Below are 24,617 nucleotides of genomic sequence, written 5' to 3' on the forward strand. Positions count from 1 at the left end.
GATACCTTGACGCGTCTTTAAGGCATAGGTAGTCTATACGTAGGTTGCCTAAGCCTATGGCCAAACTTGAACTCGTCCCCGGAACACTCATCCTGCTTGTCCTGCGCGTCCTCGAGGCGGGTCCCCTCCACGGCTACGCCATCGCCCAACGCATCGGCCAGTTCTCCCAGGACGCCCTGCAGGTGGAGGAGGGCTCGCTCTATCCCGCCCTGCAGAAGATGCTCATGAAGGGCTGGGTCGAGGCGGAATGGGGCCTCTCCGACACCAAACGCCGCGTGCGCTCTTATAGCCTGACCGCGGCTGGCCGGAAGCAGCTTGCCATTGAGCGCGCCGGCTACGACGACGTCACGCGCGCCATCCAATCCGTCCTGAAGCTGGCCTAAGGAGCCCACCATGCGAGAACTCGTGCGCCGCCTCTCTTACCTGTGGAATCGCCGCCGCCTGGAACGGGAGATGGCCGAGGAGATGGCCTATCACCGCGAGCAGTTGCCGCCCGAGCGACGGTCCGCATTCGGCGACGAATTGCGCCTGCGCGAGGACACCCGCGAGGTCTGGGGCTGGGGTTGGTTCGATCGCCTGCGCCAGGATCTTTCCTATGGCGCCCGCGTTCTCGCCAAGGCTCGCGGCTTCACCCTCACGGCCATGCTGGTGCTGGCCTTGGGTATCGGTGTTCCGCTAACGGCCTTCCGCACCGTGCTGGCCGACATGCAGGGCAGCTCGGCGCCTAACCCCGAAACCCTGGTGCACCTCACGCGCCGCGCCCCCGGGGTCTACATCACCAACCTGCCCCACCCGCAGCTCGCCTTTTACCGCGATCATGCCAAGTCGTTCCAGCAGGTTATCGGACTGCTGGACCGCCAGGCTGCGACCTTCGGCGCAGCGGCGGAAAACGGTGCGTCCGAACAGATCCACGCCGCCTTCACCACGGCCAACTATTTTCCCGAATTCGGCATCACTCCGGCCCAGGGCCGCCTGTACGCTGCGGAAGACGAGCGCTCCGATGCTGAGCCCGTGGCCCTGCTGGGTGAGCTGTTCTGGCAGCGGCGCCTGGGCGGCGACCCGGCCGCCATCGGCAGCCAGATTCGGATCAACGGCAAGCTCCTGCGTGTGGTGGGCATCCTGCCGCGCTCAATCAAGGGCACCGACGACATCTGGATGCCCCTGGCCAGTCAGCCGTATGTCGTGGAAGGCAGCAAGTTGCTCAGCGACTGGAACTCGGCTCTCGACGTCTACGCCCGCATGGCGCCCGGAGTGGCGCCGGAGGCGTCGCGGCAGGAAACCCTCGCCCTGGCGGCCCGACTCCGCGAGCTCCAGCCCAGCCAACTGAGGGAAGGCGAGTACCTCGACGCCCGCCCCGTGCTGCAACTGGCGGCAGACAGCCAGGAGTTCCAGATCCTCCTCGTGGCCGCCGCCCTGGTATTGCTGCTGCTCGTCGCCGCCTGCGCCAACCTGGGTACCCTTGTCCTGGCTCGCGGCGTGACTCGCGATCGCGAAATCCGGATCCGCATGGCCCTCGGCGCCGGACGCATGCGTGTCATCCGCCAGCTCTTCACGGAATCGCTCCTGCTGGCGCTGTTGAGCGGCGCGTGCGGCCTGCTGCTCAGCAGCGCCGCCCTGAAAGCGATCCAACTCCAGCACAACCCTACTTCCAGCATCCTGCCCGACTGGCGCGCGGTCGCGGCAACCTTCACCATCGCGATTCTCGCCGCCCTCGTCTTCGGACTCCCGCCGGCCCTCCGGCTCACCAGCCTGGTGCCGCGCGCCGGCCGCGCCCGCACCATCTTCCTCACCGCGCAGGTCGCCGCCAGTTGCCTGCTGCTGGTCGTCTCCAGCCTGCTCGTCAGCGGCCGCCAGAAACTGGGCAGCGCCGATCCCGGCTTCGACCACCGCCATCTTGTCTGGGTCGCGCCCGGCCTGAAAGCGCACGGGTACAACGACTCCGCGGCCGCCTCCTATTTCGACCAGCTGCGTGCCCGGGCCGCGGAACTGCCTGGAGCGAAGTCCGTGTCCACCGTCTGGCTGGCGCCTTGGGGCAATCTCCACCTGGGTACGGCCTGGCAGGGCCGCCAGTTCGCGGGCAACCATGTGGATCCAGGCTTCATCGACACCCTTGGGCTGCGCCTCGCCCGCGGACGCAATTTCCTGCCCGGTGAAACCGGCGTGGCCCTCATCAGCGAGGCCACTGAGCATCTTCTCTGGCCGGACGGTGATGCCCTGGGGAAACCGCTCCCCTGGGATAGCGCGGGCCCCACCGTCATTGGAATCGTCCGCAATGCCTCCACCACGGACATCGGCAATCCCCAACCGCGGGAATACTACCTGCCCCTCTCGGCCGGGCTCGCCCCCGAATCAGTCCTGCTGCTGCGCGTGGCCGGTGATCCGCACCATTCCGCCCGCCGCCTGCAGGAAGCTGCCCGCGCGCTCGACCCGCGCCTGCAGCCCGCCGTCCAGGTCGTCACCGATTCCTTCGATCGCGAAATGGAGAAGCTCTCCCGTGCGCTCGGGGTAATCACCCTCCTCGGCGCCGTGGCCATCCTGCTTTCCGCCATCGGCCTGGCCGGTCTCACCGGCTACACCGTGGCCCAGCGCACCCGTGAGATCGGGCTGCGCATCGCACTCGGAGCTCGTTCCGCTCAAGTCGTGCACGCCATCCTTGCGCCCATGAACCGGCCCCTGGCCGTTGGCTTCACCCTCGGCGCCCTGGGCGGTGCGGCCGCGGCCCGCATCCTACGCGCCGGCATCCCCGCCATGGCTGGACTCAACCTGTTCGACCCCCTGGCTTATCTGGGCGCCGTGGCCTTCTTCTCGGCCGTGGTAGCCCTGTCCATCCTGGCTCCAGGCCGCCGCGCCATCCGCATCAATCCGAGCAAGGCCCTGCAGCACGAGTAATCAACCCGCTGCCGTGCGCTGAGTCCGCGTGCCGGAACTGCTGCCTCACCAGCGGCAGGAAATGCTGGGCCGGAGTGTCTTTGACCCGCTCCGGGTTCCAGGCCATCCCCACCGTCCAAACCGCCTCCGGCCGCTGCAGGTCGAGGAATCGAACCTGGGGAATGCGCAGCGCCCGCGCCGACGCCGGCAGCAGGCTGATCCCGATCCCCGATTGCACCAGCGTCAGCAGGGTGAGCAGTTGATTCGCCTCCTGCACCACGCGCGGCGTGAATCCAGCTGACAGGCACGCCGTCAGCACGTGGTCGTGGAAGGTGGCCGATGTCTCACGCGACAGAATCAGGAATGGGCTCTCCAGCAGGGCCCGGCGGTTGCGCATGACACCCGGCCACAGCGCGGAGTTGTAGGCGATTTTGAGCTCGTCATCGATCACCGGCTCGATCGCCAGTTCACCCTCATCATTGGGAACCCGCGCGAAGCCCACATCGATCTCGCCTCGCCGCAGCGCAGCCAATTGGTCGGAACTCGACATGTCCCGCACCGTCAGGTGCACATCCGGATAGCGCCGCCGGAATGTCCGCAGCACCTCGGGCAGCCCCGAAAGCATGGTCGTCAGGCCGGCTCCGATGCGCAACACACCGCTGCTGCCCAGCAGCACCCGCCGCGTCATCTCCTGCGTTTCCGCTGCCTGCTCGAGCAATTGCCGCGCCCGGTCGCACAGAAAGACACCGGCGGCCGTAGCCGTGACACCGCGCGAATGACGGTCGAACAGCCGGCCCCCGATCCTGCTCTCCACCTGCCGGATCTTCTTGGTCAGTGCCGGCTGCGAGATGTGCAATGCATCGGCGGCGCGCCCGAAATGCCCGTGCGCCGCCAGCATGACCACGGCCCGCAGATCGTCCAGGTCGAAGTTCATCCCTGTCAGGCTCATAACCCAAGGTTATCGCCTCATACACAATGTTGTATTGGACGATATCGACTGGAGGACGGAACAATACAGAAATGCACTCTGCGCAATCCCGTCTCACGGCAGGCGTGCGCCCGGGGACCCTGCACGCATGAACGCCCAGGCCAGCCAGGACGCCCCCTGGGGGATAGCCGTCGCCTCGGCGCTCATCCTGGGCCTCGTGGTCGGCATCCCTTACTACGGGTTGCCTTACTTTTACGACTACTTCGAGCATCCCGTCAGCCAGGGCGGCTTCGGTTGGTCACGCGCCTCCATCATGCTGGGGCTCCCCATCGGGACCCTGGTCACCCTCATCGCCGGACCCCTCTTCGTGCGCCGCCTCCCGCCCCGCTCCTGCATCCTCAGCGGCGCCGTCGTCTGTGCCTTCGCCCTGGCCGGTTTCGGAGTGATGCGCGGCAGCCTGGCTGAGTACTACCTGCTATGGATCCTCTACATGACGGGCTGGACCTTCGCCGGACCCCTCCCTCACCAGATCCTGCTCAGCCGCACCTTCCCGCGCAGCCCGGGTTCCGCCATCGCGATTGCCTACTTCGGCATCAGCGTCTTTGGAGCGCTCTCGGTCGCCTGCCTCGCCCGGCCGCTCACTCAAGCCCTGGGCTTTCGCGCCGCCCTGGTCTTCATCGGAGCTTCCGTCCTGCTGGCCGTGCCCATCGCCCTCAGGGCCTTCCCCAAGGTTGCCCCCGTCAGGCCCGCCACGCCGGTCCAACCCAGCGGCGAGGCCCCGCTCAATCGCGCCTTCTGGCTGCTGCTGATCGGCAGCACCATCTCCGTCGCCGGAGTCGCCGGAGTGACCCAGCATCTGAAGCTGATCTTCCGCGAGGCGGGCTTCGTGAACCAGGCGCTGCTCGACCAGGTCTTCGGCTGGACCATCATGATCATGCTCGCCTGCGGATCGTTTGGCCGCTTCGCCTTCGCCTGGGGCGCTGACCGCTTCGCCAAACGGCATGTGATCACCGTCGCCTTCGCGTGCATGGCGGCGGCCATGCCCCTGCTCTACTTCCTGACGCCGTCCAGCAGTCCCTATCTTTTTGCCTCGATCTTCGGCTTCGGCATGAGTGTGGATTTCGTCGTCGTACCGCTGCTGGTCGCCGACTACTTCGACGCAAAATCGATGCCGAAGGTGATGGGCATCGTGGTGCCTGTGAATACGGTGGGACAGACGTGGTTTCCTTACCTCGTCTCACTGCTTTGGACAGCCTTCGGCAGCTATTCGGTGCCGCTGCTGATCACGTTTGCCAGCATCCTGGCGGGACGTTTCGCCCTGGCGCTGCTGCCGGAGCATCCGCCGGACGCACACCCTCGAGAATCGGTCCGCGAACCCGTGTCCGCGTCCGTCCAGGCCGCTCCGGAGACTGTCTCCTAGTCCGCCTTCGGCAGCAGGATGATCAGCTCCATCTGCGGATTCGGCAAGTCGGCAGGCACATAGACCGCCAGATTACGGGCCCGCACCACGGCCTCGTACGGGCCGCCCTTCTGCTCCAGGCTGAAATAGTTGAAATTCAACTTCACCGGGATCGAACTGGGCGGGGCAGGGACGTGCCGCAGCGGTATGCCCGGCAGCGCGGTCTGCACCAGGTGCTCGATATAGTCGGCCGAACAGATCTTCACCAGTTGCGGGGTCCGGCGAATCAACTCCGCCTGGTTCGTCTCCGCCTGAATCGCCAGGTACATCCGCGTGTTCTTGAAGTAATCCTCGCGGTCGATGCTCGTGGCGTAGATCGAAGGCTGCACCAGCTTCAGCGGCAGTGACACGAAATTGCTCGGCACCACCGTGGTCAGCAGCATGCGTAGCGCCTCGTCCAACTCGGTAAAGCAGGCGCCCAGGTTTTCGTGATCGTAAATCGGCAGGTTGCGCGGCTGAATCTTCATCGAAAACGCGGTCAGCGCCCCGGCCAGCGACAGCATCTCGCTGTAGATCATCTCCGGGTGGATGCCCGCGGCGGCATGCAGGTGCTGGAACACCGGCAGAGCCGAGTTCACGGTGTAGAGCAGCCAGAAGCTGGCAATGTCCGAGGCCGTGAAATCCGCCAGGCTCTGGTTCTTCTGGCGCCGCAAACCCGATAGAGCGTCGCTTCGCGCGGACAGAATCTCCACCAGCCGGCGCGCGATAGCGGAAAGATAGTCGTTGGCGTGGAAATCCAGCAGCGGCGGCACGCACCGCGAATCCAGCTCAAACAATCCGGCCGGCGTGCGCAAAATGCGGCCGACGGGGATCGTCGACATGCCTTCGACGCTCTCCCCTTCCACCATGATCCTCAGATTCTTCCGTGCCAGCGTGACCGGCTTCTCCGACCGGCCCGTATTCTCGTCGCTCACCATCGCGATTTCGGCCCGGTACCGCGCATCCACCTGCCGCTGCAGGCCGGCTACATTGATGCCGCGCTCCCGGTAATGCGGGATCGCCAGGCAGAAGTCCAGCTTGGAATCGTCCGGCCCAAAGTGCGACCCGATCGGCTTCGGCGCGGGCCCCGCATCCAGTTCCGGTACGTCAAATAACAGCCCGTCGGGAAAAATCCCAGCCGCCTGCGTCAGGTTGATGATCCCCGCCGCCAGCGCTTCATCATCAATCCGCAGCTTCGTGAAGCCCCACGGCTGGAACTGCGTGGCGTTCAGGCGGAAACGTAGCGAGTCCTCCAGGTACCGGTCCTGCAGTTGTAAATGTTGGGCATTGAGGATGGTCCCTTTAGTCCAGACAACGGGTTCCAGGCGATGCATCTGGATCTCAAGGTACCAGAGGAATGGTTGGCCGCACAGGGGCGGGTGCAAAAATAGCCTCCGCCCGGCTGGAAGGCCCCCTGTCAACCCAGACCCGCGGGTGTGATTCTATCAGGATAATGAAATATTTATGTCTGAAACTGATTCAAAACAAAGGCGTTGGCCTCCGGGTCGGCATTGAGTATACTGTCCATCAGCAGTTCTGCGGAGGAGCAGCGGATGGTCCCATTGAAGATCGGTTCTCCTGGTCAATTCACGGAGTTGAGGGAGGGCCTGCGGAGCCTGGGTTACACGGAAGAGGCAGTCTGCCAGCGCACCGGTTCTGAAACGATCTACAAGTTTAAGAACCTGAAGGAAGACCGCGAAGCCGGTGCGGAGATTCACGACGCCCTCGACGTCCTGATCCGTCTTTTGATGGATGAAGTGGCTGTCGAGGAAGCAGTCATCCTCCAGCATGTGCCCGGCCGCCTGCTGGAAGTTCTGGCTGAACTGGACGTGATCCGCCGCAAAGATGAGACGAAGTGGCTCTGCAGCGCCGTACTCTACCCGGTCGTCGGCCTTTATGTTGTGTCAGACCGCACCCGGGTCATCGGTGAAAAGTTTCCCGACGACGTCGTTTACGCGGCCATCACCGGCAATACCGGCCGGTTTCTTTCCATCCAGCCCCAGGATCCTGGTGAAGATTTCCTGGATCTCTGCTGCGGCACCGGCGTCGCCGCACTCCTGGCCGCCAAGCGGGGGGCAAAAAGAGCCTGGGCCGCTGATCTCGGCGAGCGTTCCGTCCACTTCTCTGATTTCAATGCGAAACTGAATGGCCTGGACCAGGTCATCGCTGTGAAGGGTGACCTGTTCGAAGCTGTCGCCGACCAGACATTCGACGTCATTGTGGCCCACCCGCCCTACGTGCCGGATGCCGGCAAGAGACTCCTGTTCCGGGACGGTGGTGAAGACGGAGAACAGATTTTCCGGCGGATCGTGCAGGGCTTGCCCCAATACCTGAAGCCGGGCGGCCGCTTCTACTGTGTAACGACGGCCACAGATCGTGAGAATGAACTGCTCCAGGAACGGATGCGGAAATGGCTGGGTGAAACCAGTCCGGAATTCGACATCATCCTCGTGGCCACGGAGGTCGGCAAGAGGCCGGCCACCGTGCTGGAGGCGGTCATTAATGCCAAGGGCAAGCTGGGTACCCTGGGCGACCGGTCGGAACTCTACGAGAGGCTGAAGGTCACGGCTATCTTCTACGGCACGGTTGTCGTCGAGCGCGTGGCCCAACCTCGCGCGGTAGCCACGGCTCGGGCTGTGAAGGCCGACAAAGCCTCAGGCGACGTGGTGGAATGGTTCAGGAATTGGGAAAAAGCGGCCGCGCAACCCTCGCTGCCCGCCGCGCTCAACCGTTCGCGCCCCAAGCTGGCGCGCGCGATGCGCCTCCACGTTGTGCACCAACCGGGCGAGTCCGGACTGGAGCCCGTGGAATTTGAACTAAAAACAAAGTACCCGCTAGTATCTTCCGCGATCATCGAACCATGGTTAGCGGTACTGGTAGGCATGTGCGATGGGCAGATGACCACTGGTGAAATCTACTCACAACTGCACGCTCAGGAAGTAATCCACGAGAGCATGCCGTATGAGGATCTCTGCCAGGTCGTGCGTCTGCTAATCTCAAACGGTTTCTTGGAGCTGGAGCAGTTCCCGTTGCCGCGCCTTGAGGCGCCGGTGCCGGCACTGGTCTAGCGATTGAGAAGGATCCGGCGCTGCCAGGCGCCGGCCGGATGGCTGATAAACGCTGGAATCAGGTGAGTTCGGTCCATAACCTTGGGTCTGGTGGCTGAGTGGAACGAGATCTGAAGATTGCTATTGAGGCGGGCGAGTCACAGGGTTATGATACAAGTCGGTTCTGGCGCTGGGATGCCGGACGGGCTGGGTTTGATAGTGGGGATGGGGCTGGTGTACCCAAAAACGGACTGGAGTTCCAATAATGGCTGAGAGTCTTCAACACAAACTGGATCGAGTTCGCTCTCCGCGTGTCCACATCACCTATGATGTGGAAACGGGTGGCGCAATTGAAAAGAAAGAACTGCCCTTCGTTATGGGCGTTTTTGGGGACTTCACGGGCATGCCCGCGGAGCCGCTGCCGAGGTTGAAGGACCGCAAATTCGTCGAAGTCAGCCTGGATAACTTCGACAACGTGCTGTCCGCCATGAAGCCTCACCTGGCTTTCTCGGTTGAGAATAAGCTGAGTGAGGATCCCGAGGCGGGGCAGATCAAGGTCGACCTCAAATTCCAAAGCATGGATGACTTCGAGCCCGCCGCCGTGGCCCGCCAGGTCAAACCGCTGAAGGAACTGCTCGACCTGCGCACGCGCCTCTCCGATCTTCGGGGCAGCCTCCAGGGCAACGAGAAGCTGGATGAACTCCTGATGGATACCGTCAAGGACGCCGGCAAGCTCGACAAACTGAAGAGCGAATTCTCCGCCGGTGACAAGGGGGGCAGCAATGAGTAACAAAGCGCAATCCGCCGCTGCGGCCTCATCAACGGAATCCGTTGTCGAAAAGAGTCTGCTCGACCAGATTGTAGAAGAAGGCCGCCTCGGACGGGACCCGGAAAGCCGGGAATCGGGCAAGGCGATGGTAAAGGAGTTCGTCTCCCAGTTCCTGGAAGGGTCGATGACCCTCTCCCGCGACTCTGAGGCGATGATCAACGCCCGCATCGCGCAGATCGACCATCTGATCTCCCTCCAGTTGAACGAAGTCATGCACCACCCTGACTTCCAGAAGCTGGAAGGCAGCTGGCGCGGCCTGAAGTACATGGTCAGCAATACCGAGTGCGGTGAGAACCTGAAGATCAAGGTCCTCAACGCTTCCAAGAAGGAATTGCTGCGCGACCTTCAGCGCGCTTCGGAATTCGACCAGAGCGCGATGTTCAAGAAGGTTTACGAAGAAGAGTTCGGCATCTTCGGCGGACACCCGTTTGGCGCCCTCATCGGCGACTACGAGTTCGGCAAGGGGCCGGAGGACATGGAACTGGTCCAGAAGATCTCGCAGGTCGCCGCCGCGGCGCATGCGCCCTTCATCGCGGCCACCAACAACTCCATGTTCAATCTCGATTCGTTCGCTGACCTGGCCGCTCCGCGCGACCTGGCGAAGGTCTTCGACACGACGGAATACGCCAAGTGGAAGTCGTTCCGCGCTTCGGACGACGCCCGCTACATGGCGTTGACGATGCCGCACATCCTGCTCCGCGATCCTTATGGGAAGGCCACCCGCCCCATTGAGGAATTCGATTACGAAGAAGATGTCGACGGTACCGATCACAACAAGTACCTGTGGGGTAACGCCGCCTGGGCGTTGGGCGCCCGCATCACCGACTCTTTTGCCCGCTACAACTGGTGCGCCACCATCCGTGGCGTCGAGGGCGGCGGCAAAGTGGAAGGTCTGACGGTGCACAACTTCAAGACGGAAGATGGCGACATCGCCATGAAGTGCCCGACGGAAGTCGCCATCACGGACCGCCGTGAAAAGGAACTTGCCGATCTCGGGTTCGTTCCGCTGGTCCACTGCAAGAACACCGATTACGCGGCCTTCTTCAGCGTGCAGTCTTGCCAGAAGGCCAAGCTGTACGACACGGATTCGGCCAACGCCAATGCCCGCCTGTCGACGAACCTCAGCTACATCCTCGCGGTTTCCCGTTTCGCCCACTACCTCAAGGCCATGATGCGCGACAAGATCGGCAGCTTCATGACCCGCGGCGATTGCGAAACGTTCCTCAACCGCTGGATCAAGGGTTATGTCGTTGACAGCGCCAGCGCCTCTCCTTCCATGAAGGCGAAGTATCCGCTTTCGGAAGCCCGCGTCGACGTCATGGAAGTGCCGGGCAAGCCCGGTTCCTACCGTGCGGTCGCCTTCCTGAAGCCGCACTTCCAACTGGAAGAGCTCACGATCTCCATGCGCCTGGTGGCGGATCTTCCGCAACCGGCCGGGTAATGGTTTTGAGGCCCGGACCGTCACAGCCCGTGGCGGTCCAGGCCTCAAATGTCCTTTGGAATCGGCCCGGAGTGCTTGTTTGCTGGCCCTCCAGGTCGGGTGGTTGATTCGTCCGAATCTTGTGGCCAGCCAAGTTCAGAGTCCAAAACGTATCTGATCGAAAAAGGAGCGAGTGACTATGGCATATGATGCATTTATGTGGCTCGATGGGGGGGAACCCACGGCCGAAGGCGAAACCCTTGACTCAGTTTACAAGGATAAGAAGGCGTTCGAGATTTACAGCTTCTCCTTTGGCGCAAGCAATCCGACCACAATCGGATCGGCGTCAGGTGGCGCCGGCGCCGGCAAGGTGAGCATCTCTTCTTTCAACATCATGAAGAAGACCGATTCCGCCTCCGCTGCAATGTTCACCAACTGCGCCAAGGGTAAGCACTTCGACGCCGCCCACGTCGTGCTCCGCAAGGCCGGTGGCGTCGCCATCGAGTACCTCAAGTACAACTTCGAAGAAGTGTTCGTCGAAAGCATCCAGTGGAGCGGTTCCTCTGGCGGCGACGACACCCCGACCGAGTCTGTTTCCTTCGCTTTCGGCAAGATGGCGATTGAGTACGAACCCCAGTTGGCAAAGGGCGAAGAAGGCACCAAAAAGACCGCCACTTGGGACATCCGTACCAACATGCCGGCCTAACGTCCGTGATCTACGAGGGGGAGGTGTTTGGTGGGCGCTGCAGAGCTGTATCGTGACGGCAAATTAAAAGAAGCCATTCAGGCGCTGGGAGCCGAGATCCGGGACAACCCGACTGACCTCCGGCGCCGCACCTTCCTTTTCGAGCTGCTATGTCTGGCGGGAGAGTATGAACGGGCGTCAAAACACCTGAGCTTGCTCTCCTCCACCAGTCCCGACGCCGAAATTGGCGCCATCGTTTATCGCTCGGCGCTGGTTGCGGAGCGGGAACGGCAGAATGCGTTTGAAAAGAAGCAATACCCGGAGACAGATACGAAAGTAACCGGGAAAGCGTTGTCCGGGACACTCAATGGACGGCCTTTTCACTCAATTGAAGATGCGGACCCGCGCATTGGCATGCGCTTTGAGGTCTTCGTCGCGGGTGAATACGTGTGGCTGCCAATGGAATATGTAGTTTCAATCAAGCTTGAAGCGCCCAAGTTCCTGCGGGACACGATCTGGTGCAGCGCCCTCATCGACACCAGCCCCCAGTTCGGGGACAAGAAGTTCGGCGAGGTGCTCATGCCGGCCATCTACCCCTTGTCCTGGCAGCACGAAGACAATAACGTGAAGTTGGGCCGTGCGACCGAGTGGCAGGACTCGGAAGAAGGTGGCATCCCCTTCGGTCAGAGGATGCTGGTCCTGGATGGTGAGGAAGCCATACCCTTCCTGGAGGTCCGGGATCTGCAGATTTGTGCGGCCACGGAGGCCTCCGCCGAGGCCGATGCGGTGTCCGCGCAGTAATTAGAATGCCTCTTCGCGACGATCTGTTAACGCCGATCCCCGGCAGCAACCCCAGCGGCGTATCGCTACGCTACGACCCCATCACCGACAAGGTGAAAGAGGCGCGCCGCGAGGACATTGAAGCCCCCCAGGGTGAGTGGAAGACAGCCCTCAAGGTCGCCGATCATGCGCAGGCGATCAAGCTGGCCAGTGAGGCCTTGGCCAAGCGCGGTAAAGACCTTCAACTTGCCGTTTGGCTGGTCGACTCGCACATTCGCAAAGAAGGCTTTGCGATGCTGGGGCCGTCTTTCCAGTTCCTCAGGGACCTGCTCGATCAGTTCTGGGATACCATCTATCCCGAGATTGAAGACGGCGACACTGAAACCCGTTCAGCGCCGCTGGAATGGTTGGGCGGCAAGCTGGAAGAGCCTGTCCGCGCGCTGCCTATCACCACCAGCAAGCTCACCTGGATCTCCTACAAAGAGTCCCGCACCGTCGGCTACGAAAAGGACGCGGTCGGTGACGAGAAGAAGAAGACCAGGCAGAAGCTGGTGGCCGACGGCAAAGTGACCGCGGAAGACTTCGACGCGGCTGTAGAGGCCACGCCGAAGTCCTTTCTGGAGAACATTCAGACGCAGATCGATGAAGGGCTGGAAGCGCTCAGCGGCCTGATCGAGCTCTGTGATGACAAATTCGGCGAGTACTCGCCCAGTTTCATTAAATCCCGCACCGCCCTGGAAGAGATCGTCCAGTTCGTCAAAACCACCATCGCCAAGAAGGGTGGACCCACTCCTGTGGCCGCGCCGGTGGTGGCTGCGCCCCCGCCTCCGCCTCCAGTCGTGGAAGCCGCGCCTGTCGCTGCCGCTGCTCCGGCGCCCGTCGCCGCCGCCGCCCCCGCCGCTGCCGCTCCTCCGCCCGCACCCTCCTCGGGCGGTGGCATCGATCCCGCTGATATCGAGGACGCGGCCCGCCGCCTGGGCGCCGTAGCCCGGTTCCTGCGCAAGAAAGACGTCTACGCTATCGGTCCTTACCTGATGCTGCGCGGCTACCGTTTTGGTGAGCTCCGCTACAATGGCCCGGACATCGACGCGAAAATGCTCGCCGCTCCGCCGCCCGAGATCCGCGCCGAGCTCAAGGAACGTTTCCTCGCCTCCAATTGGGACGGTGTTCTGGAAACGACCGAAAAGGCGATGGAACTGCCCTGCGGCCGGGGCTGGCTGGACATCCAGCGCTACACCGTGCGTGCGTTGGAAAAGAAGGGCGCCTGGTTTAAATTCGTAGCCGATGCGGTCCGGACAGAAACCCGCGGCCTGCTCAGCGATCTCCCCAAGCTCCTCACCATGACCCTGTTGGATGATACGCCCACGGCGAATCCCGACACGATGAAGTGGATCACTGAGGAAGTGTTGCTGCCGTCTGAAGGTGGTGAGGGCCAGGCCCCGCCGCCCGCCTACGATGCTCCGCAGGCTTCCGCGCCGCCTCCTCCGCCTCCGCCGCCACCTCCTCCGCCCCAGGTAGCCTTCGACACGGAGCCGCCTTCCATGGAGGAAGAGAACTCCGACGAGGACCGCGATGAGTTCGACAAAGCCTTGTCCGCCGCGCGCGCAGGCCGCCTGGACGAAGCGATCCAAACGGTGACCGAGGCCCTGTCCCGCGAACGGACCGGCCGCGGCCGCTACAAGCGCCGCATGCAACTGGCTCACCTGTTCGTCGCCGCCCAGAAGCAGAAGATCGCTTTCCCCATGCTGCGCGAACTGGCCGCCGAGATCGACCGCCGTCAACTCGAAAACTGGGAGGCCGGCGAAGTCCTGGCGCACCCGCTCGCTCTTTTGTTGCAGTGCATGGCTACAGTCGGCGGTGAAGAGGCCCAGAAAGCGGAACTGTACGACCGCATCTGCCGCCTCGATCCCGTGCAGGCTCTAAAATATCAAGAGTAGTCTATGGCTTCGCAACTTCCGGAACAGACGCTGCAACAACCGCTGCTCGACCGGCTGATTGACCTCGAGCCCTGGGTCAAGGCGGAGGTTCTGCCTTCCCGCGCCCAGGCCATCCGCAGCCTCAAGGAGTCCATTAAGCGCGATCTCGAATGGGTCTTCAATACTCGCAAGACCGAAGAAGAAGCGCCCAAATCCATGGTGGAGCTGCGCCACTCGCTCTATCACTTCGGACTCATGGACATGACTTCCATCCGCCTGCATTCGGCGGAGGATGAGAAAAACCTCCTTCGCGCCATCGAAACGGCCGTCGAGTTTTTTGAGCCGCGGCTGAAACAGGTGAGGGTCACCTCCCAGGAGCCGCTCTATAAGCAGGAGAGAAACCTGCACTTCACGATCGATGCGATGCTCATGATCGATCCCGCGCCCGAGGCAATCTCCTTCGACACTTACCTGGATCTGACCCGAGGCGAGTACCAAGTGAAGGCTTGACCCCATGCGGGACGAACTTCTCCAGTACTACGAAAAAGAGCTCAGCTTCCTGCGCCGCATGGGTGCCGAGTTTGCTGAACGCTACCCGAAGATCGCATCTCGTTTGGTTCTGGAACCCAACAAATGCGAGGATCCCCACGTCGAACGCCTGCTCGAGGGCTTCGCCTTCCTCGCCGCCCGTGTCCGGCTCAAGATCGACGACGAGTTCCCTGAGATCACTGAGGCGCTGCTGAACATCCTGTTCCCGCACTACCTGCGGCCCCTGCCCTCCATGTCGATTGCGGAGTTCCACGTCGACTCGGAACAGGTGAAGCCCGAAAGCGGCTTCAAGATCGAGCGTGGAGCGGTCCTCTCGTCACGCCCCGTCGCCGGCGCACCCTGCAAGTTCAGAACCAGCTACGACCTCACGTTTTGGCCGGTGGAAGTGGCCTCTGCCGACTGGCGCACGCAGGATCGCGTGCGTAGCATTGGCGAGATGGCCGGCGCCGCGGGCGTCATCCGTCTCGTCCTCCGCTGCCAGGGCGACCTCACCTTCGGCAAACTGGCGCTCGACCGGCTTCGGTTCTACCTCGATGGCGAAAGCAGCACGATGCATACGCTGTACGAGGTCCTCTCCAATAACTGCGTCCAGATCATCGTGCGCGATCCTTCGCCCAAGTCCTCGATCAAACCCCTCATCCTCTCCCCCGATGCCCTGCGGCCGATGGGGTTTGAGGAAGACGAGGCGGTCCTGCCCTATCCCCGCCGTTCGTTCTCCGGCTATCAGATCATCCAGGAGTACTTCGCCTTCCCGCAGAAGTTCATGTTCTTTGAACTCAATGGCCTGGATGCCGTCTGCGAGGCCGGCTTCCAGAACAGCGTGGAGATCGCCTTCGTCATCTCGCCGTTCGAACGGTCAGACCGCCGGCAGGCCCTGGAAGTGGGCGTCAACGCGAAGACGTTTCGTCTCAACTGCACCCCCATCATCAACCTCTTTCCCCACACGGCCGAGCCCATCCTGCTCGACCACACCCGGTATGAGTACCACGTCATTCCCGACGTGAACCGGCGCACCGCGCTGGAGATTTTCTCCGTGGAAGAGGTGGCCAGTGTCAATCCGGATTCCGAGGAAGTAACGGTTCTCGAGCCGCTCTACTCCTTCCGCCATGCCGACGCCAAATCCTCCAGCCAGGTCTTCTGGTACACCCGCCGCGGACCGGCCACACTGCGAAATGACAATGGCACGGAGATCTATCTCTCCATTTCGAACGCCGCCGGCAAACACACGCGGCCCAAGGCCGACGTTCTAAACGTCAGGACCATCTGCTCCAATCGCGACCTTCCGGGCAGCCTGCCCTTCGGCAACGAAGCCGGCGATTTTACGCTCGACGCCGCCGCCCCCGTCAACCGCATTGTGGCCCTCCGCAAGCCCACCACCACCGTTCGCGCCCCCCAGCGCAAGAACCTGTTCTGGCGCATGATCTCGATGTTCTCGCTGAATTACCTCTCCCTGGTGGAGGAGGGCGGCGACGCTTTCCGTGAGATGCTCCGCCTGTACAATTTCGCCGAGACTTCCTACGGCGAAAAGCAGATCGAAGGGCTCACCGCGCTCCGATCCAGGCGCGAGTTCGCCCCCGTCGTCTACGACGATGGGACTTCGTTCGCCCGCGGTACCCATATCTCCATGGACTTTGACGAAGAGCAGTTCGTCGGCGAAGGTGTGTTTCTCTTCGCCGCCGTGCTCGAGCGCTTCCTCGGCCTGTACGTTTCGCTCAACAGCTTCACCCAGCTCGAAGTGCGAACCAAGCAGAGAAAGGAGGTACTCAAGGAATGGCCGCCAAGGACGGGCAGAAGGGTGCTGATTTAGCCCCAACCAAACTGAGCGAAGTTCTCGACCAGAAACCATACCGCTTCCAGTTCTTCCAGGCGGTCCGCCTGCTGGAGCGCTTCCTCGATGAGCGTACCCCCGTCGGCGGCTACGGCAACCCCTCCGCCGAAGTGGTGCGCCTGGCCGTCCATCCGTCCACCCAGTTTCCAGCGAGCGAAATCCAGACTCTCCAGAAGCAGGAGACCGGTCCGCCGCGGATGACCGTGAACTTCTTCGGCTTGACGGGCCCCGTCGGCGTCCTGCCCACGGCCTACACCGAAATGCTGGCCGAACGGCTGCGGGCCAAGGACACCACCCTTCGGGATTTCCTCGACATCTTCCATCACCGCATCCTCTCGCTCTTCTATATGGCCTGGCGCAAGAACCGCGCGCCGGTCATGTTTGAGCGAGCGGAGAAAGATCAGTTCTCCGGCCGGCTCATGAGCCTCGTCGGGCTCGGCACGCGCGGCATGCGCAACCGGCAGGAAATCCCCGACTCCGCCTTTCTCTTCTACGCCGGCCTGCTCATGATGCAGACCCGCCCCGCCGCCGCTCTGGAGAGTATTCTCAGGGACTACTTCGGTGCTCATGTCGAGGTCGGGCAGTTTGTTGGGGGATGGTATCCCGTCTCCGCGGGCGCTCAGTGCAAACTGGGAGAAGAGGGCTACTCCAGCCGCCTCGGCCGCGGTGCCGTGGTCGGCGACGAAATCTGGGATCGCCAGTCGCGCATTCGTGTCAAAATCGGTCCACTATCGCGGTCGCATTACGATGATTTTCTGCCGGGCGGCGATTCGCACCGCCGTCTGAAGGCCTGGATTACGCTTTTTGCTGGTTTGGAGTGCGACGTGGAAGTGCAACTCGCGCTCCGCCGCGAGCAGGTGCCGGCCTGCACGTTGAGCGGCGCGGACAGCAAGGGCCCCCGCCTCGGCTGGACCACCTGGGTGAATAACAAACCCTTTGACCGGCACCCCGATGATGCTGTCTTCGAAATCTTGAGGCCTGCGTAAACCAGGCGTGCCTGCTAGCCGGACCAGATCAACAGAATCGAAAGGAGCAAGGAAATGCCATCATCCGTTCAAGGCGCTTGGCCACTGAAACTCACCACCCCACTGGGTGCGGATTTCCTACTTCCTGAAGCCTACCAGATGAGCGAAGCCATCTCTTCCCTCTTCCGGATGGAGATCGAAGCCAATGTCACGCCCGTGGCGGACCTTGCCTTCGACCGGCTGCTGGGGCAAAAAATAACGCTGAGCATGGTCCTGGGGGATGGCAGCGAACGCCACTACAACGGCATCGTCTCCCGCATCACCCAGGGGCACCGCAGCTACGACACCGCTTACTTCTCCCTGGAAGTCGTACCCAAGTTCTGGCTGCTCACGCGCGTCGAACGCAGCCGCATCTTCCAGCAGAAGTCCGTACCGGACATCCTCCGCGAAGTGCTTGGCGCCGACGCCCAGTTCCAACTCGTCGGCACCTTCGAGCCGCGTGAGTACTGCGTCCAGTACCGCGAGTCCGACTTCGCCTTTGCTTCACGCCTCATGGAGGAAGAAGGAATATGGTACTTCTTCAAACACACCGCCGACGACCACAAGATGATCGTGGCCAACTCCCCGGCCAAGCACACCGATATCACCGCGCCCACCACCATCATCTATGAGGAAGTGCAGGGCGGCACCCGCGCCGATAGCCGGATTCACGTCTGGTCCAAGTCCCAGGAGATCCGCACCGGCAAGACCACCCTTCGCGATTACACCTTCGAAATTCCGGCCCAGAACCTCGAAGCAATTAAGACCATCATGGAGACCGCCTCTGCCGGAACCGTCAGCCACAAACTGAACATCTCCGGTGGTTCCGTCCTCGAGCGCTATGACAACCCCGGCGGCTACGCCAAGCGCTTTGACGGCATCTCCAAGACCGGCGGTGAACAGGCCTCCAATCTCCAGAAGATCTTCACCGACAACACCCGCACCGCCGAAATCCGCATGCAGTCCGAAGCGGTGAATGCCCTCACAATTCAAGGTGAGAGCAATTGCCAGAACCTGGCCGCCGGGTCAAAGTTCACCCTCGACAAGCACTTCTCCGACAACGGCGTCTACGTGTTGACCTCGGTTCAGCATTCCGCCAGCCACCCCATGGGCACCGAGGCGAATATGGAGTCGTTCACCTACGAAAACTCCTTCACCTGTCTGCCCCAGGCCATCCCTTACCGGCCGCCCCAGGTCACACCGCAGCCCACTGTGCGCGGCACTCAGACAGCGGTCGTGGTCGGTGCCTCCGGTGAGGAGATTTTCCCCGATAAGTACGGCCGCGTGAAAGTCCAGTTCTCCTGGGATCGCGACGGCCAGAAGGACGCCAACAGCTCCTGCTGGGTTCGCGTCGGCACCCCCTGGGCTGGAAAGCAGTGGGGCATGATCCACATCCCCCGCATCGGCCAGGAAGTCATCGTCGATTTCATCGAAGGCGATCCCGACCGGCCGATCATCGTCGGCAGCGTCTATAACGCCGACCAGATGCCGCCTTACACCCTGCCCGATAATAAGACCCAGAGCGGCATCAAGAGCCGCAGTTCCAAGCAGGGCGGCACCGAGAACTTCAACGAATTCCGCTTCGAGGACAAGAAGGGTAGCGAACAGGTCTTCCTGCACGCCGAGAAGGATCTCCTCACCGAGGTGGAGAACGACGAGACCCGCAACGTCGATCATGACCGCATCACCACCATCAAGAACGACGAGACCAAGACGATCAAGGAAGGCAACGAGACCATCACCATCGAACAGGGTGACCAGACCTTCACCATCAAACTCGGCAAGCAGACCATCACCATTCAGGCCGACCAGGCCACCACCATCAAACAGGGCAACCAGACCCTCGACATCAAAATGGGCAACCAGACCAACACCCTCGACATGGGCAACCAGTCGACCAAGTTGAAAATGGGCAACCAGACCACCAAGCTCGACCTCGGCAAAGCCGAAACCGAGGCCATGCAGTCCATTGAATTGAAGGTCGGGCAGAGTAGTATCAAGGTGGACCAGATGGGCGTCACCATCAAGGGCATGATGATCAAGATCGAAGGTCAGATCCAGGTCCAGGTGAAGGGCCTGATGACGCAAATCAACGGTGATGCGATGCTGATGGAAAAGGGCGGCATCGTGATGATCAACTAATTCTATGAGCACTGCACCTCAATCCGGGAAGCCTCCGAAGACGGTTGCCGAACTCTGCCAGGTGGCCGAATTGGGCGAAACCGCTGCGCAACTGGCGACCCCCGAAATCACGGGGCCCGACTTCATCGACGCAGTAGTGGCCGCGGGCGAGTTTCCCGATGCCGTGAAGTTCCTCGCGTTCTCACTCCCCAAACGCGAATCCATCTGGTGGGCCTGGGTCTGCGCCCGGCGCGCCTCCGGCGCCACTCCGCCGCCCGTCATCAAGACCGCCCTCGACGCCACCGAAAAGTGGATCGCCCAACCCACCGACGCCCACCGTCGCGCCGCCATGGCCGCGGCCGAGAAAGCGGAATTCGGGACACCCGCCGGCTGCGCCGCCCTCAGCGTCTTTTTCAGCGGCGGCAGCGTTGCGCCGCCTGAGGCGCCTGCCGTGGAGGCAGCCGAGCACAGCACCGCCAGAGCGGTCGCCGGCGCCGTCACCTTTTCGGCTCTCTCTGGAGACCCGCAAGGCGCCGCCAATGCATTTCGCAGCTTCATTGCGCAAGGGGTCGAAGTTGCGCGTAAGATCAAGTTATGGGAGCCGGCGCCCTGAAGCCGGCAGTCGAGGGGAGCTCACGATCATGGGAATGCCCGCTTCCAGAATCACCGACATGCATGTCTGTCCCATGGTGACAGGCATCATTCCTCACGTCGGCGGCCCCATCCTGCCGCCCGGCGCGGTCACCGTTCTCATTGGCGGCCTGCCCGCGGCTCGCGTCACTGACATGGCCGTCTGCGTCGGTCCCCCCGACGTCATTGTTCTCGGTTCCTTCACCGTTCTGACAATGAGCATGCCGCAGGCCCGCATCGGCGATATGACGGCCCATGGCGGCAGCATCGTCCTCGGCTGTTTTACGGTGCTGGTGGGCTGATTGGCTGATCTCACACCCGAACTGGAACCCTCCGCCGGGGCAGTCCAACCCGAAGAACGGCCCGTCCTCAACGCCGGCCTCGACTTCGCTCGTTCCGTGCCGGACACCGTTCGCGCTGCCTTCGATGGCATGCCCGCCAAGGTGCTCCTGCGGGAAGGCGAAATGCTGTATCGATTCCTGGAACACGGCTTCAGCGGAACGGCCGAAGGCTTCTGGCTGCCGGCCGATACCTACCATCGGGTGCGGAAAGAATGCCTGGTGGACGGCATCCCCATCCCCGCTTGGGCTGTCAACCAGTCCACGGCGTTGCCGCGCGCGCCGCGCCCCGCTGTCTTCATCCAGGCCACACTGGTCGAGAGCGTCTATGTCTTCCGGGGCTTCCTAAAGCAATCCGGCGGAACCCCGCGCCTGCGCCTTTGGATCCCAGGCCTCACGGGCGAGCAGATCTTCGTCCGTACCTACAACCTCTAAACCGCTTCCAATGCCCGCCCGGCCGGCGCGTCTCCTTTTCTTGACATGCAACTCAGTTGCATATACGCTGGTTGCAGACTATGGAGCCTGAATACCCGTATACCTCATGTAGGACCCTGTCTAGCGGCCCTAATCTGCATTATCCCAATCGCCTGCTTCTCCTTATCTGCAACCTGCTGTCAATCGCCCTCCTCCTCACATTTACGCCCGCGGGCGCGGCCACCGGTGGCAGCATCGCCGGAATCGTCACCGACGCCAGCCACTCCGTCATCCCCAGCGTGGCCGTCACGGCCGCCAACGTCGCCACCGGATTCACCCAGCACACCATCACCAACGCCGCCGGCTTTTACGCCTTCCCCGTACTCTCAGTCGGTGTCTATGAAGTCACCATCGAGCACCCCGGCTTCAAGCCCTTCAAGCAGACCGGCATCGACCTTCGCTCCGACGGCGCCATCAAACTGGACGTCCCCCTCGAGCTCGGCCAGCAAAGCGAAGTCGTGGTCGTCACCGAGACTCTCGCCCAGGTCGAAACCGCCAATACCCAACTCGGCGACGTCATCCGCGGCACCAAGATGACCGGCATCCCCGTCAACGGCCGCAGCTATACCGACCTCCTCGCCCTTCAGCCTGGCGTCACCCCCGTCAGCGCCAAGCAGCCTAACGCCGTCATGATGTCCGGCTGCGCCAGCGCCCCGCCCTCCGGTGACCTCAACCCCGGCGACATGTCCGTCAGCGGCCAGCGCGAAACCGCCAACGGCTTCGCAGTCAACGGCAGCTCCGTCCAGGAAACCTTCAATATGTTCGCGGCCGTTGTCCCCAACCTCGACTCCATCGAGGAGTTCCGCGTCCTCACCGGCAGCTTCGACGCCGAATACGGCAACTACAGCGGAGGCCAGGTCGTCGTCACCACCAAATCGGGCACCAACGAACGCCACGGCAGCGCCTTCGAATTCGCCCGCGACACCAGCCTCGCCGCCCGCAATTTCTTCGCCCCCACCCGAGCCAAATACGACCGCCATCAGTTCGGTGGCACCTACGGCGGAGCCCTCCGCAAAGACACCGCCTTCTTCTTCATCGACTACCAGGGCACCCGCATGACCCGCGGCGTCGACACCGGCCTCATCTCCGTACCGTCCCTCCAGAACCGCGAGGGCGACTTCTCCGCCAACGCCGCCCGCCTCACCGGCACCGTCAACGGTCAGTATTGGGCCAGCCGCCTCGCCGCCAGGCTCGGCTACGCGGTCTCCCCGGGCATGCCTTACTACACGCCCGGCTGCGCCAACACTGCGCAATGCGTCTTCCCCAACGCGAAGATCCCCAAGGCTGCCTGGTCGACACCCGCCAAAAACCTGCTCCCTTACATCCCCTTGCCCAACCAGGGCGCCAACATCTTCTCCACCGCCGATGCCGACCAGACCCTTGGCGACGACAAAGGCGCGGCCCGCGTCGACTTCAACACTCGTTGGGGCGCTCTCTCCGGCTACTACTTCGCAGACGACTACAACTTCGACAACCCCTATCCCACAGGGCAGGGCGGCGCCAACGTACCCGGCTTCAACGCCCTGTCCCTGGGCCGCGCCCAACTGGCCGCCATCGGCCTCACCACCACCCTCAGCCCCACTTCCACCAACGAACTCCGCCTCAGCTACATGCGCACCGCCAACAACATTGGCCAGCCCGTTGGTGGAGTCGGCCCCACGCTCGCCTCCCAGGGCTTTGTCGACGAAAACGGCCAGCCCGGCATCGTCGCCCTGGCCCCCGAGATCGAAGGCATCGAGAACATCGCCTTCAGCGACTTCACCCTCGGCGTCAACGTCACCGGCGTCCGCCAGGCCAACAACACCTTCCAGGTCTCCGACACCTACGCCAAGGTCCTCGGCCGCCACCTGCTGAAGTTCGGCGGCAACGTCCACTTCGACCAGATCAACATCGCCCCCAACGCCACCTACAACGGGACCTTCATGTTCCAGGGCACCGAAACCGGCTCCGACTTCGCCGACTACCTGCTCGGCATCGCCAGCGTCTATGCCCAGGGCGACTCCAAGCACTTCTACCCGCGCAACAAGTACATCGGCCTCTACGCGCAGGACCGCTGGCAGGTGCATCCCACCCTGACCCTCAACTACGGCCTCCGCTGGGACGTCCTCCCGCCGTGGAGCGAGAAGTACAACCAACTCCAGACCGCCGTTCTCGGCCAGCAGTCCATCGTCTATCCCAACGCCCCCAACGGTCTCGTCTTCCCGGGCGACCCCGGAGTACCCTCCACCCTCGCTCCCACCCGCTACAACAACTTCGCCCCCCGCATCGGTCTGGCCTGGGCGCCTTCCTTCGAGAACGGCCTGCTGGGCCGCCTCTTCGGCACTGGGCAGAAGACCAGCCTCCGCGCCGGCTTCGGCCTCTACTACACCGCCATCGAAGGACTCTCGGCCGGCATCATGAGCGCCAATCCGCCCTACGGCATGGACTTCGACAGCTTCGGGCCCCCGCTCTTCGAGACCCCCTTCGTCATCGCCGCCACCGGCGAAAACGTGGGCCAGCGCTTCCCCTCGCCCATCGCCACTCCCGGCGCCTCCGCCCAGAACCCCAATACCTCCGTCGACTGGTCCCGCTACCTGCCGGTGGCCCATATGCCGGGCTTCTTCAATCAGAACGTCACGCCCTACACCAGCAGCTACATGTTCTCCCTGCAGCGCGAAGTGGCCCGCGACACCACCTTCAGCCTCAGCTACGTCGGCTCCCAGTCGCACCACCTCCTGGTCCTCGTCGCAGCAAACCCCGGCAACGCAGCCCTCTGCCTCAGCCTCAGCCGGCCCCAGGATGTCATGCCCGGCACCGCCACCTGCGGACCCTTCGGCGAGAACAACACCTACTACGCGAAGGACGGCCGGGTCTTCCAGGGCACGCGCGGACCCTTCAGCTCCGACTTCGCCGGCTTCACCCACCAGAAGACCATTGGCAACTCCACCTTCAACGCACTGGAAACGTCGCTCCGCCACACCGGACGGCAGGGCGACCTCCTCATCGGCTACACCTACGGCAAGTCGCTCGATCAGTCGTCGAGCCTCTCGGAAGCGATCAACCCCATCAACGGCGCCCTCAGCAAGGGCCTCTCCGCCTTCGACCTGCGACACAATCTCGTGGCCAGCTACCACTGGCTGCTGCCGCTGCCCCATCTGCTCTCGAAACGAAATGCCTGGGTCGACGGCTGGTCTCTCTCCGGCATCACGCGTCTCAGTTCCGGTCTGCCGGTGACGATGTTCAACAACAACGACACCTCCCTCACCGGCTCAATCCCGAACGGCATCAACACCGATGGCCTCGACACCCCCGATGTCCGCAACGGCAACCTCGCCATCAATACCGATCCCCGCAACGGCCGGCCAGCGTTCGATACCAGTCTCTTCAGCCTGCCCGCGCTCGGCTCCATGGGCACGGCCGCCCGCCGCTCCTTCTATGGCCCCGGCATGCTGAACTTCGACGCCGCGCTCCTCAAGACGGTGCATCTCTCCGAGACCCGCGCCCTCGACCTCCGCCTCGAAGCCTTCAATGTCTTCAATCACGCGCAGTTCTTCGGGGCCGCGGCCGTCAACGGCAACATCAGCAGTCCCACCTTCGGCCAGGTCATCAGCGCCACCACCCCGCGAGTCATCCAGCTCGGAGCCAAGTTCCGCTTCTAGAACGAGGTTCATATATCAAACGGGCCCGGCAACGCCGCAAGGCGAGCCGGGCCCTTGTTCGACCGAATGCGCGGGGTGCCAAGCCAAAAAGCTGCCAGCTGATAGCTGAGAGCTGACAGCTTCC

The 24,617-nt window shown here is 62.7% G+C and carries 19 protein-coding genes; 17 read left to right on the top strand and 2 right to left on the bottom strand.

What is annotated here, in order from left to right; all coding sequences use genetic code 11:
* Positions 1-56: 56 nt before the first annotated feature.
* Positions 57-383 (top strand): PadR family transcriptional regulator, encoded by a 327-nt coding sequence (locus ACR9Y2_RS20520; protein ID WP_435043514.1) that lies wholly within the window; start codon positions 57-59, stop codon positions 381-383.
* Positions 384-393: 10 nt separating this feature from the next.
* On the top strand, positions 394-2,889 hold the full coding sequence (locus ACR9Y2_RS20525) for an ABC transporter permease (protein WP_435043515.1): 2,496 nt from the start codon (positions 394-396) through the stop codon (positions 2,887-2,889).
* On the opposite strand, the gene ACR9Y2_RS20530 is transcribed toward ACR9Y2_RS20525, so the two are convergent.
* On the bottom strand, positions 2,858-3,817 hold the full coding sequence (locus ACR9Y2_RS20530; RefSeq protein ID WP_435043516.1) for a LysR family transcriptional regulator: 960 nt from the start codon (positions 3,815-3,817) through the stop codon (positions 2,858-2,860). The genes ACR9Y2_RS20525 and ACR9Y2_RS20530 overlap by 32 nt on opposite strands.
* 127 nt (positions 3,818-3,944) lie before the next feature.
* Between ACR9Y2_RS20530 and ACR9Y2_RS20535 the strand changes: the two genes are divergently transcribed.
* Positions 3,945-5,216 carry an MFS transporter gene (locus tag ACR9Y2_RS20535; RefSeq protein WP_435043517.1) on the top strand — a complete coding sequence of 424 codons (1,272 nt, stop codon included), beginning with the start codon at positions 3,945-3,947 and terminating at the stop codon, positions 5,214-5,216.
* Here ACR9Y2_RS20535 and tssK read toward each other — a convergent pair.
* On the bottom strand, positions 5,213-6,568 hold the full coding sequence (gene tssK / locus ACR9Y2_RS20540; protein ID WP_435043518.1) for a type VI secretion system baseplate subunit TssK: 1,356 nt from the start codon (positions 6,566-6,568) through the stop codon (positions 5,213-5,215). The genes ACR9Y2_RS20535 and tssK overlap by 4 nt on opposite strands.
* A gap of 219 nt (positions 6,569-6,787) precedes the next feature.
* On the opposite strand from tssK, the gene ACR9Y2_RS20545 reads away from it, so the two are divergent.
* The 14 genes from ACR9Y2_RS20545 (at position 6,788) to ACR9Y2_RS20610 (ending at position 24,493) form a co-directional block, all read left to right on the top strand.
* Positions 6,788-8,302, top strand: a complete 1,515-nt coding sequence (locus ACR9Y2_RS20545; RefSeq protein ID WP_435043519.1) for a methyltransferase — start codon at positions 6,788-6,790, stop codon at positions 8,300-8,302.
* 244 nt (positions 8,303-8,546) lie between these two features.
* On the top strand, positions 8,547-9,071 hold the full coding sequence (gene tssB, locus ACR9Y2_RS20550; protein ID WP_435043520.1) for a type VI secretion system contractile sheath small subunit: 525 nt from the start codon (positions 8,547-8,549) through the stop codon (positions 9,069-9,071).
* Positions 9,064-10,551 (top strand): type VI secretion system contractile sheath large subunit, encoded by a 1,488-nt coding sequence (gene tssC / locus ACR9Y2_RS20555; RefSeq protein WP_435043521.1) that lies wholly within the window; start codon positions 9,064-9,066, stop codon positions 10,549-10,551. The genes tssB and tssC overlap by 8 nt, the downstream gene beginning before the upstream one ends.
* Positions 10,552-10,729: 178 nt before the next feature.
* Positions 10,730-11,236, top strand: coding sequence for an Hcp family type VI secretion system effector (locus tag ACR9Y2_RS20560; RefSeq protein WP_435043522.1), 507 nt, complete (start codon positions 10,730-10,732; stop codon positions 11,234-11,236).
* 30 nt (positions 11,237-11,266) lie between these two features.
* On the top strand, positions 11,267-12,016 hold the full coding sequence (locus ACR9Y2_RS20565; protein ID WP_435043523.1) for a type VI secretion system accessory protein TagJ: 750 nt from the start codon (positions 11,267-11,269) through the stop codon (positions 12,014-12,016).
* Between the two features lie 5 nt (positions 12,017-12,021).
* A complete protein-coding gene (gene tssA / locus ACR9Y2_RS20570) occupies positions 12,022-13,932 on the top strand; it encodes a type VI secretion system protein TssA (RefSeq protein WP_435043524.1) in 1,911 nt (636 codons plus the stop codon).
* Positions 13,933-13,935: 3 nt separating this feature from the next.
* The gene (tssE, locus tag ACR9Y2_RS20575) at positions 13,936-14,421 is read left to right on the top strand and encodes a type VI secretion system baseplate subunit TssE (protein WP_435043525.1); all 486 of its coding nucleotides are present in this window, start codon (positions 13,936-13,938) and stop codon (positions 14,419-14,421) included.
* 4 nt (positions 14,422-14,425) lie between these two features.
* A complete protein-coding gene (gene tssF, locus ACR9Y2_RS20580; protein ID WP_435043526.1) occupies positions 14,426-16,267 on the top strand; it encodes a type VI secretion system baseplate subunit TssF in 1,842 nt (613 codons plus the stop codon).
* Complete coding sequence (gene tssG / locus ACR9Y2_RS20585) at positions 16,231-17,274, top strand: type VI secretion system baseplate subunit TssG (protein ID WP_435043528.1); 1,044 nt, start codon at positions 16,231-16,233, stop codon at positions 17,272-17,274. The genes tssF and tssG overlap by 37 nt, the downstream gene beginning before the upstream one ends.
* Before the next feature lie 54 nt (positions 17,275-17,328).
* A complete protein-coding gene (locus tag ACR9Y2_RS20590; protein ID WP_435043529.1) occupies positions 17,329-19,434 on the top strand; it encodes a type VI secretion system Vgr family protein in 2,106 nt (701 codons plus the stop codon).
* Positions 19,435-19,438: 4 nt separating this feature from the next.
* Complete coding sequence (locus ACR9Y2_RS20595) at positions 19,439-20,026, top strand: DUF6931 family protein (RefSeq protein WP_435043530.1); 588 nt, start codon at positions 19,439-19,441, stop codon at positions 20,024-20,026.
* 28 nt (positions 20,027-20,054) lie between these two features.
* A complete protein-coding gene (locus ACR9Y2_RS20600; protein ID WP_435043531.1) occupies positions 20,055-20,345 on the top strand; it encodes a PAAR domain-containing protein in 291 nt (96 codons plus the stop codon).
* Positions 20,346-20,816 carry a hypothetical protein gene (locus ACR9Y2_RS20605; RefSeq protein ID WP_435043532.1) on the top strand — a complete coding sequence of 157 codons (471 nt, stop codon included), beginning with the start codon at positions 20,346-20,348 and terminating at the stop codon, positions 20,814-20,816. It abuts the gene before it with no gap.
* 80 nt (positions 20,817-20,896) lie between these two features.
* Entirely contained in the window at positions 20,897-24,493 is a 3,597-nt protein-coding gene (locus tag ACR9Y2_RS20610; RefSeq protein WP_435043533.1) for a carboxypeptidase regulatory-like domain-containing protein, read from the top strand.
* The last annotated feature ends 124 nt before the right edge of the window (positions 24,494-24,617 follow it).

The organism is Paludibaculum fermentans (assembly GCF_051172195.1).
Taxonomy (GTDB): Bacteria; Acidobacteriota; Terriglobia; order Bryobacterales; family Bryobacteraceae; genus Paludibaculum; species Paludibaculum fermentans_A.

Coding starts and splice junctions, on each gene's coding strand:
- ACR9Y2_RS20520 (WP_435043514.1), top strand. CDS start 57: ATGGCCAAACTTGAACTCGTCCCCGGAACACTCATCCTGCTTGTCCTG.
- ACR9Y2_RS20525 (WP_435043515.1), top strand. CDS start 394: ATGCGAGAACTCGTGCGCCGCCTCTCTTACCTGTGGAATCGCCGCCGC.
- ACR9Y2_RS20530 (WP_435043516.1), bottom strand. CDS start 3,817: ATGAGCCTGACAGGGATGAACTTCGACCTGGACGATCTGCGGGCCGTG.
- ACR9Y2_RS20535 (WP_435043517.1), top strand. CDS start 3,945: ATGAACGCCCAGGCCAGCCAGGACGCCCCCTGGGGGATAGCCGTCGCC.
- tssK (WP_435043518.1), bottom strand. CDS start 6,568: ATGCATCGCCTGGAACCCGTTGTCTGGACTAAAGGGACCATCCTCAAT.
- ACR9Y2_RS20545 (WP_435043519.1), top strand. CDS start 6,788: ATGGTCCCATTGAAGATCGGTTCTCCTGGTCAATTCACGGAGTTGAGG.
- tssB (WP_435043520.1), top strand. CDS start 8,547: ATGGCTGAGAGTCTTCAACACAAACTGGATCGAGTTCGCTCTCCGCGT.
- tssC (WP_435043521.1), top strand. CDS start 9,064: ATGAGTAACAAAGCGCAATCCGCCGCTGCGGCCTCATCAACGGAATCC.
- ACR9Y2_RS20560 (WP_435043522.1), top strand. CDS start 10,730: ATGGCATATGATGCATTTATGTGGCTCGATGGGGGGGAACCCACGGCC.
- tssA (WP_435043524.1), top strand. CDS start 12,022: ATGCCTCTTCGCGACGATCTGTTAACGCCGATCCCCGGCAGCAACCCC.
- tssE (WP_435043525.1), top strand. CDS start 13,936: ATGGCTTCGCAACTTCCGGAACAGACGCTGCAACAACCGCTGCTCGAC.
- tssF (WP_435043526.1), top strand. CDS start 14,426: ATGCGGGACGAACTTCTCCAGTACTACGAAAAAGAGCTCAGCTTCCTG.
- tssG (WP_435043528.1), top strand. CDS start 16,231: ATGGCCGCCAAGGACGGGCAGAAGGGTGCTGATTTAGCCCCAACCAAA.
- ACR9Y2_RS20590 (WP_435043529.1), top strand. CDS start 17,329: ATGCCATCATCCGTTCAAGGCGCTTGGCCACTGAAACTCACCACCCCA.
- ACR9Y2_RS20595 (WP_435043530.1), top strand. CDS start 19,439: ATGAGCACTGCACCTCAATCCGGGAAGCCTCCGAAGACGGTTGCCGAA.
- ACR9Y2_RS20600 (WP_435043531.1), top strand. CDS start 20,055: ATGGGAATGCCCGCTTCCAGAATCACCGACATGCATGTCTGTCCCATG.
- ACR9Y2_RS20610 (WP_435043533.1), top strand. CDS start 20,897: ATGGAGCCTGAATACCCGTATACCTCATGTAGGACCCTGTCTAGCGGC.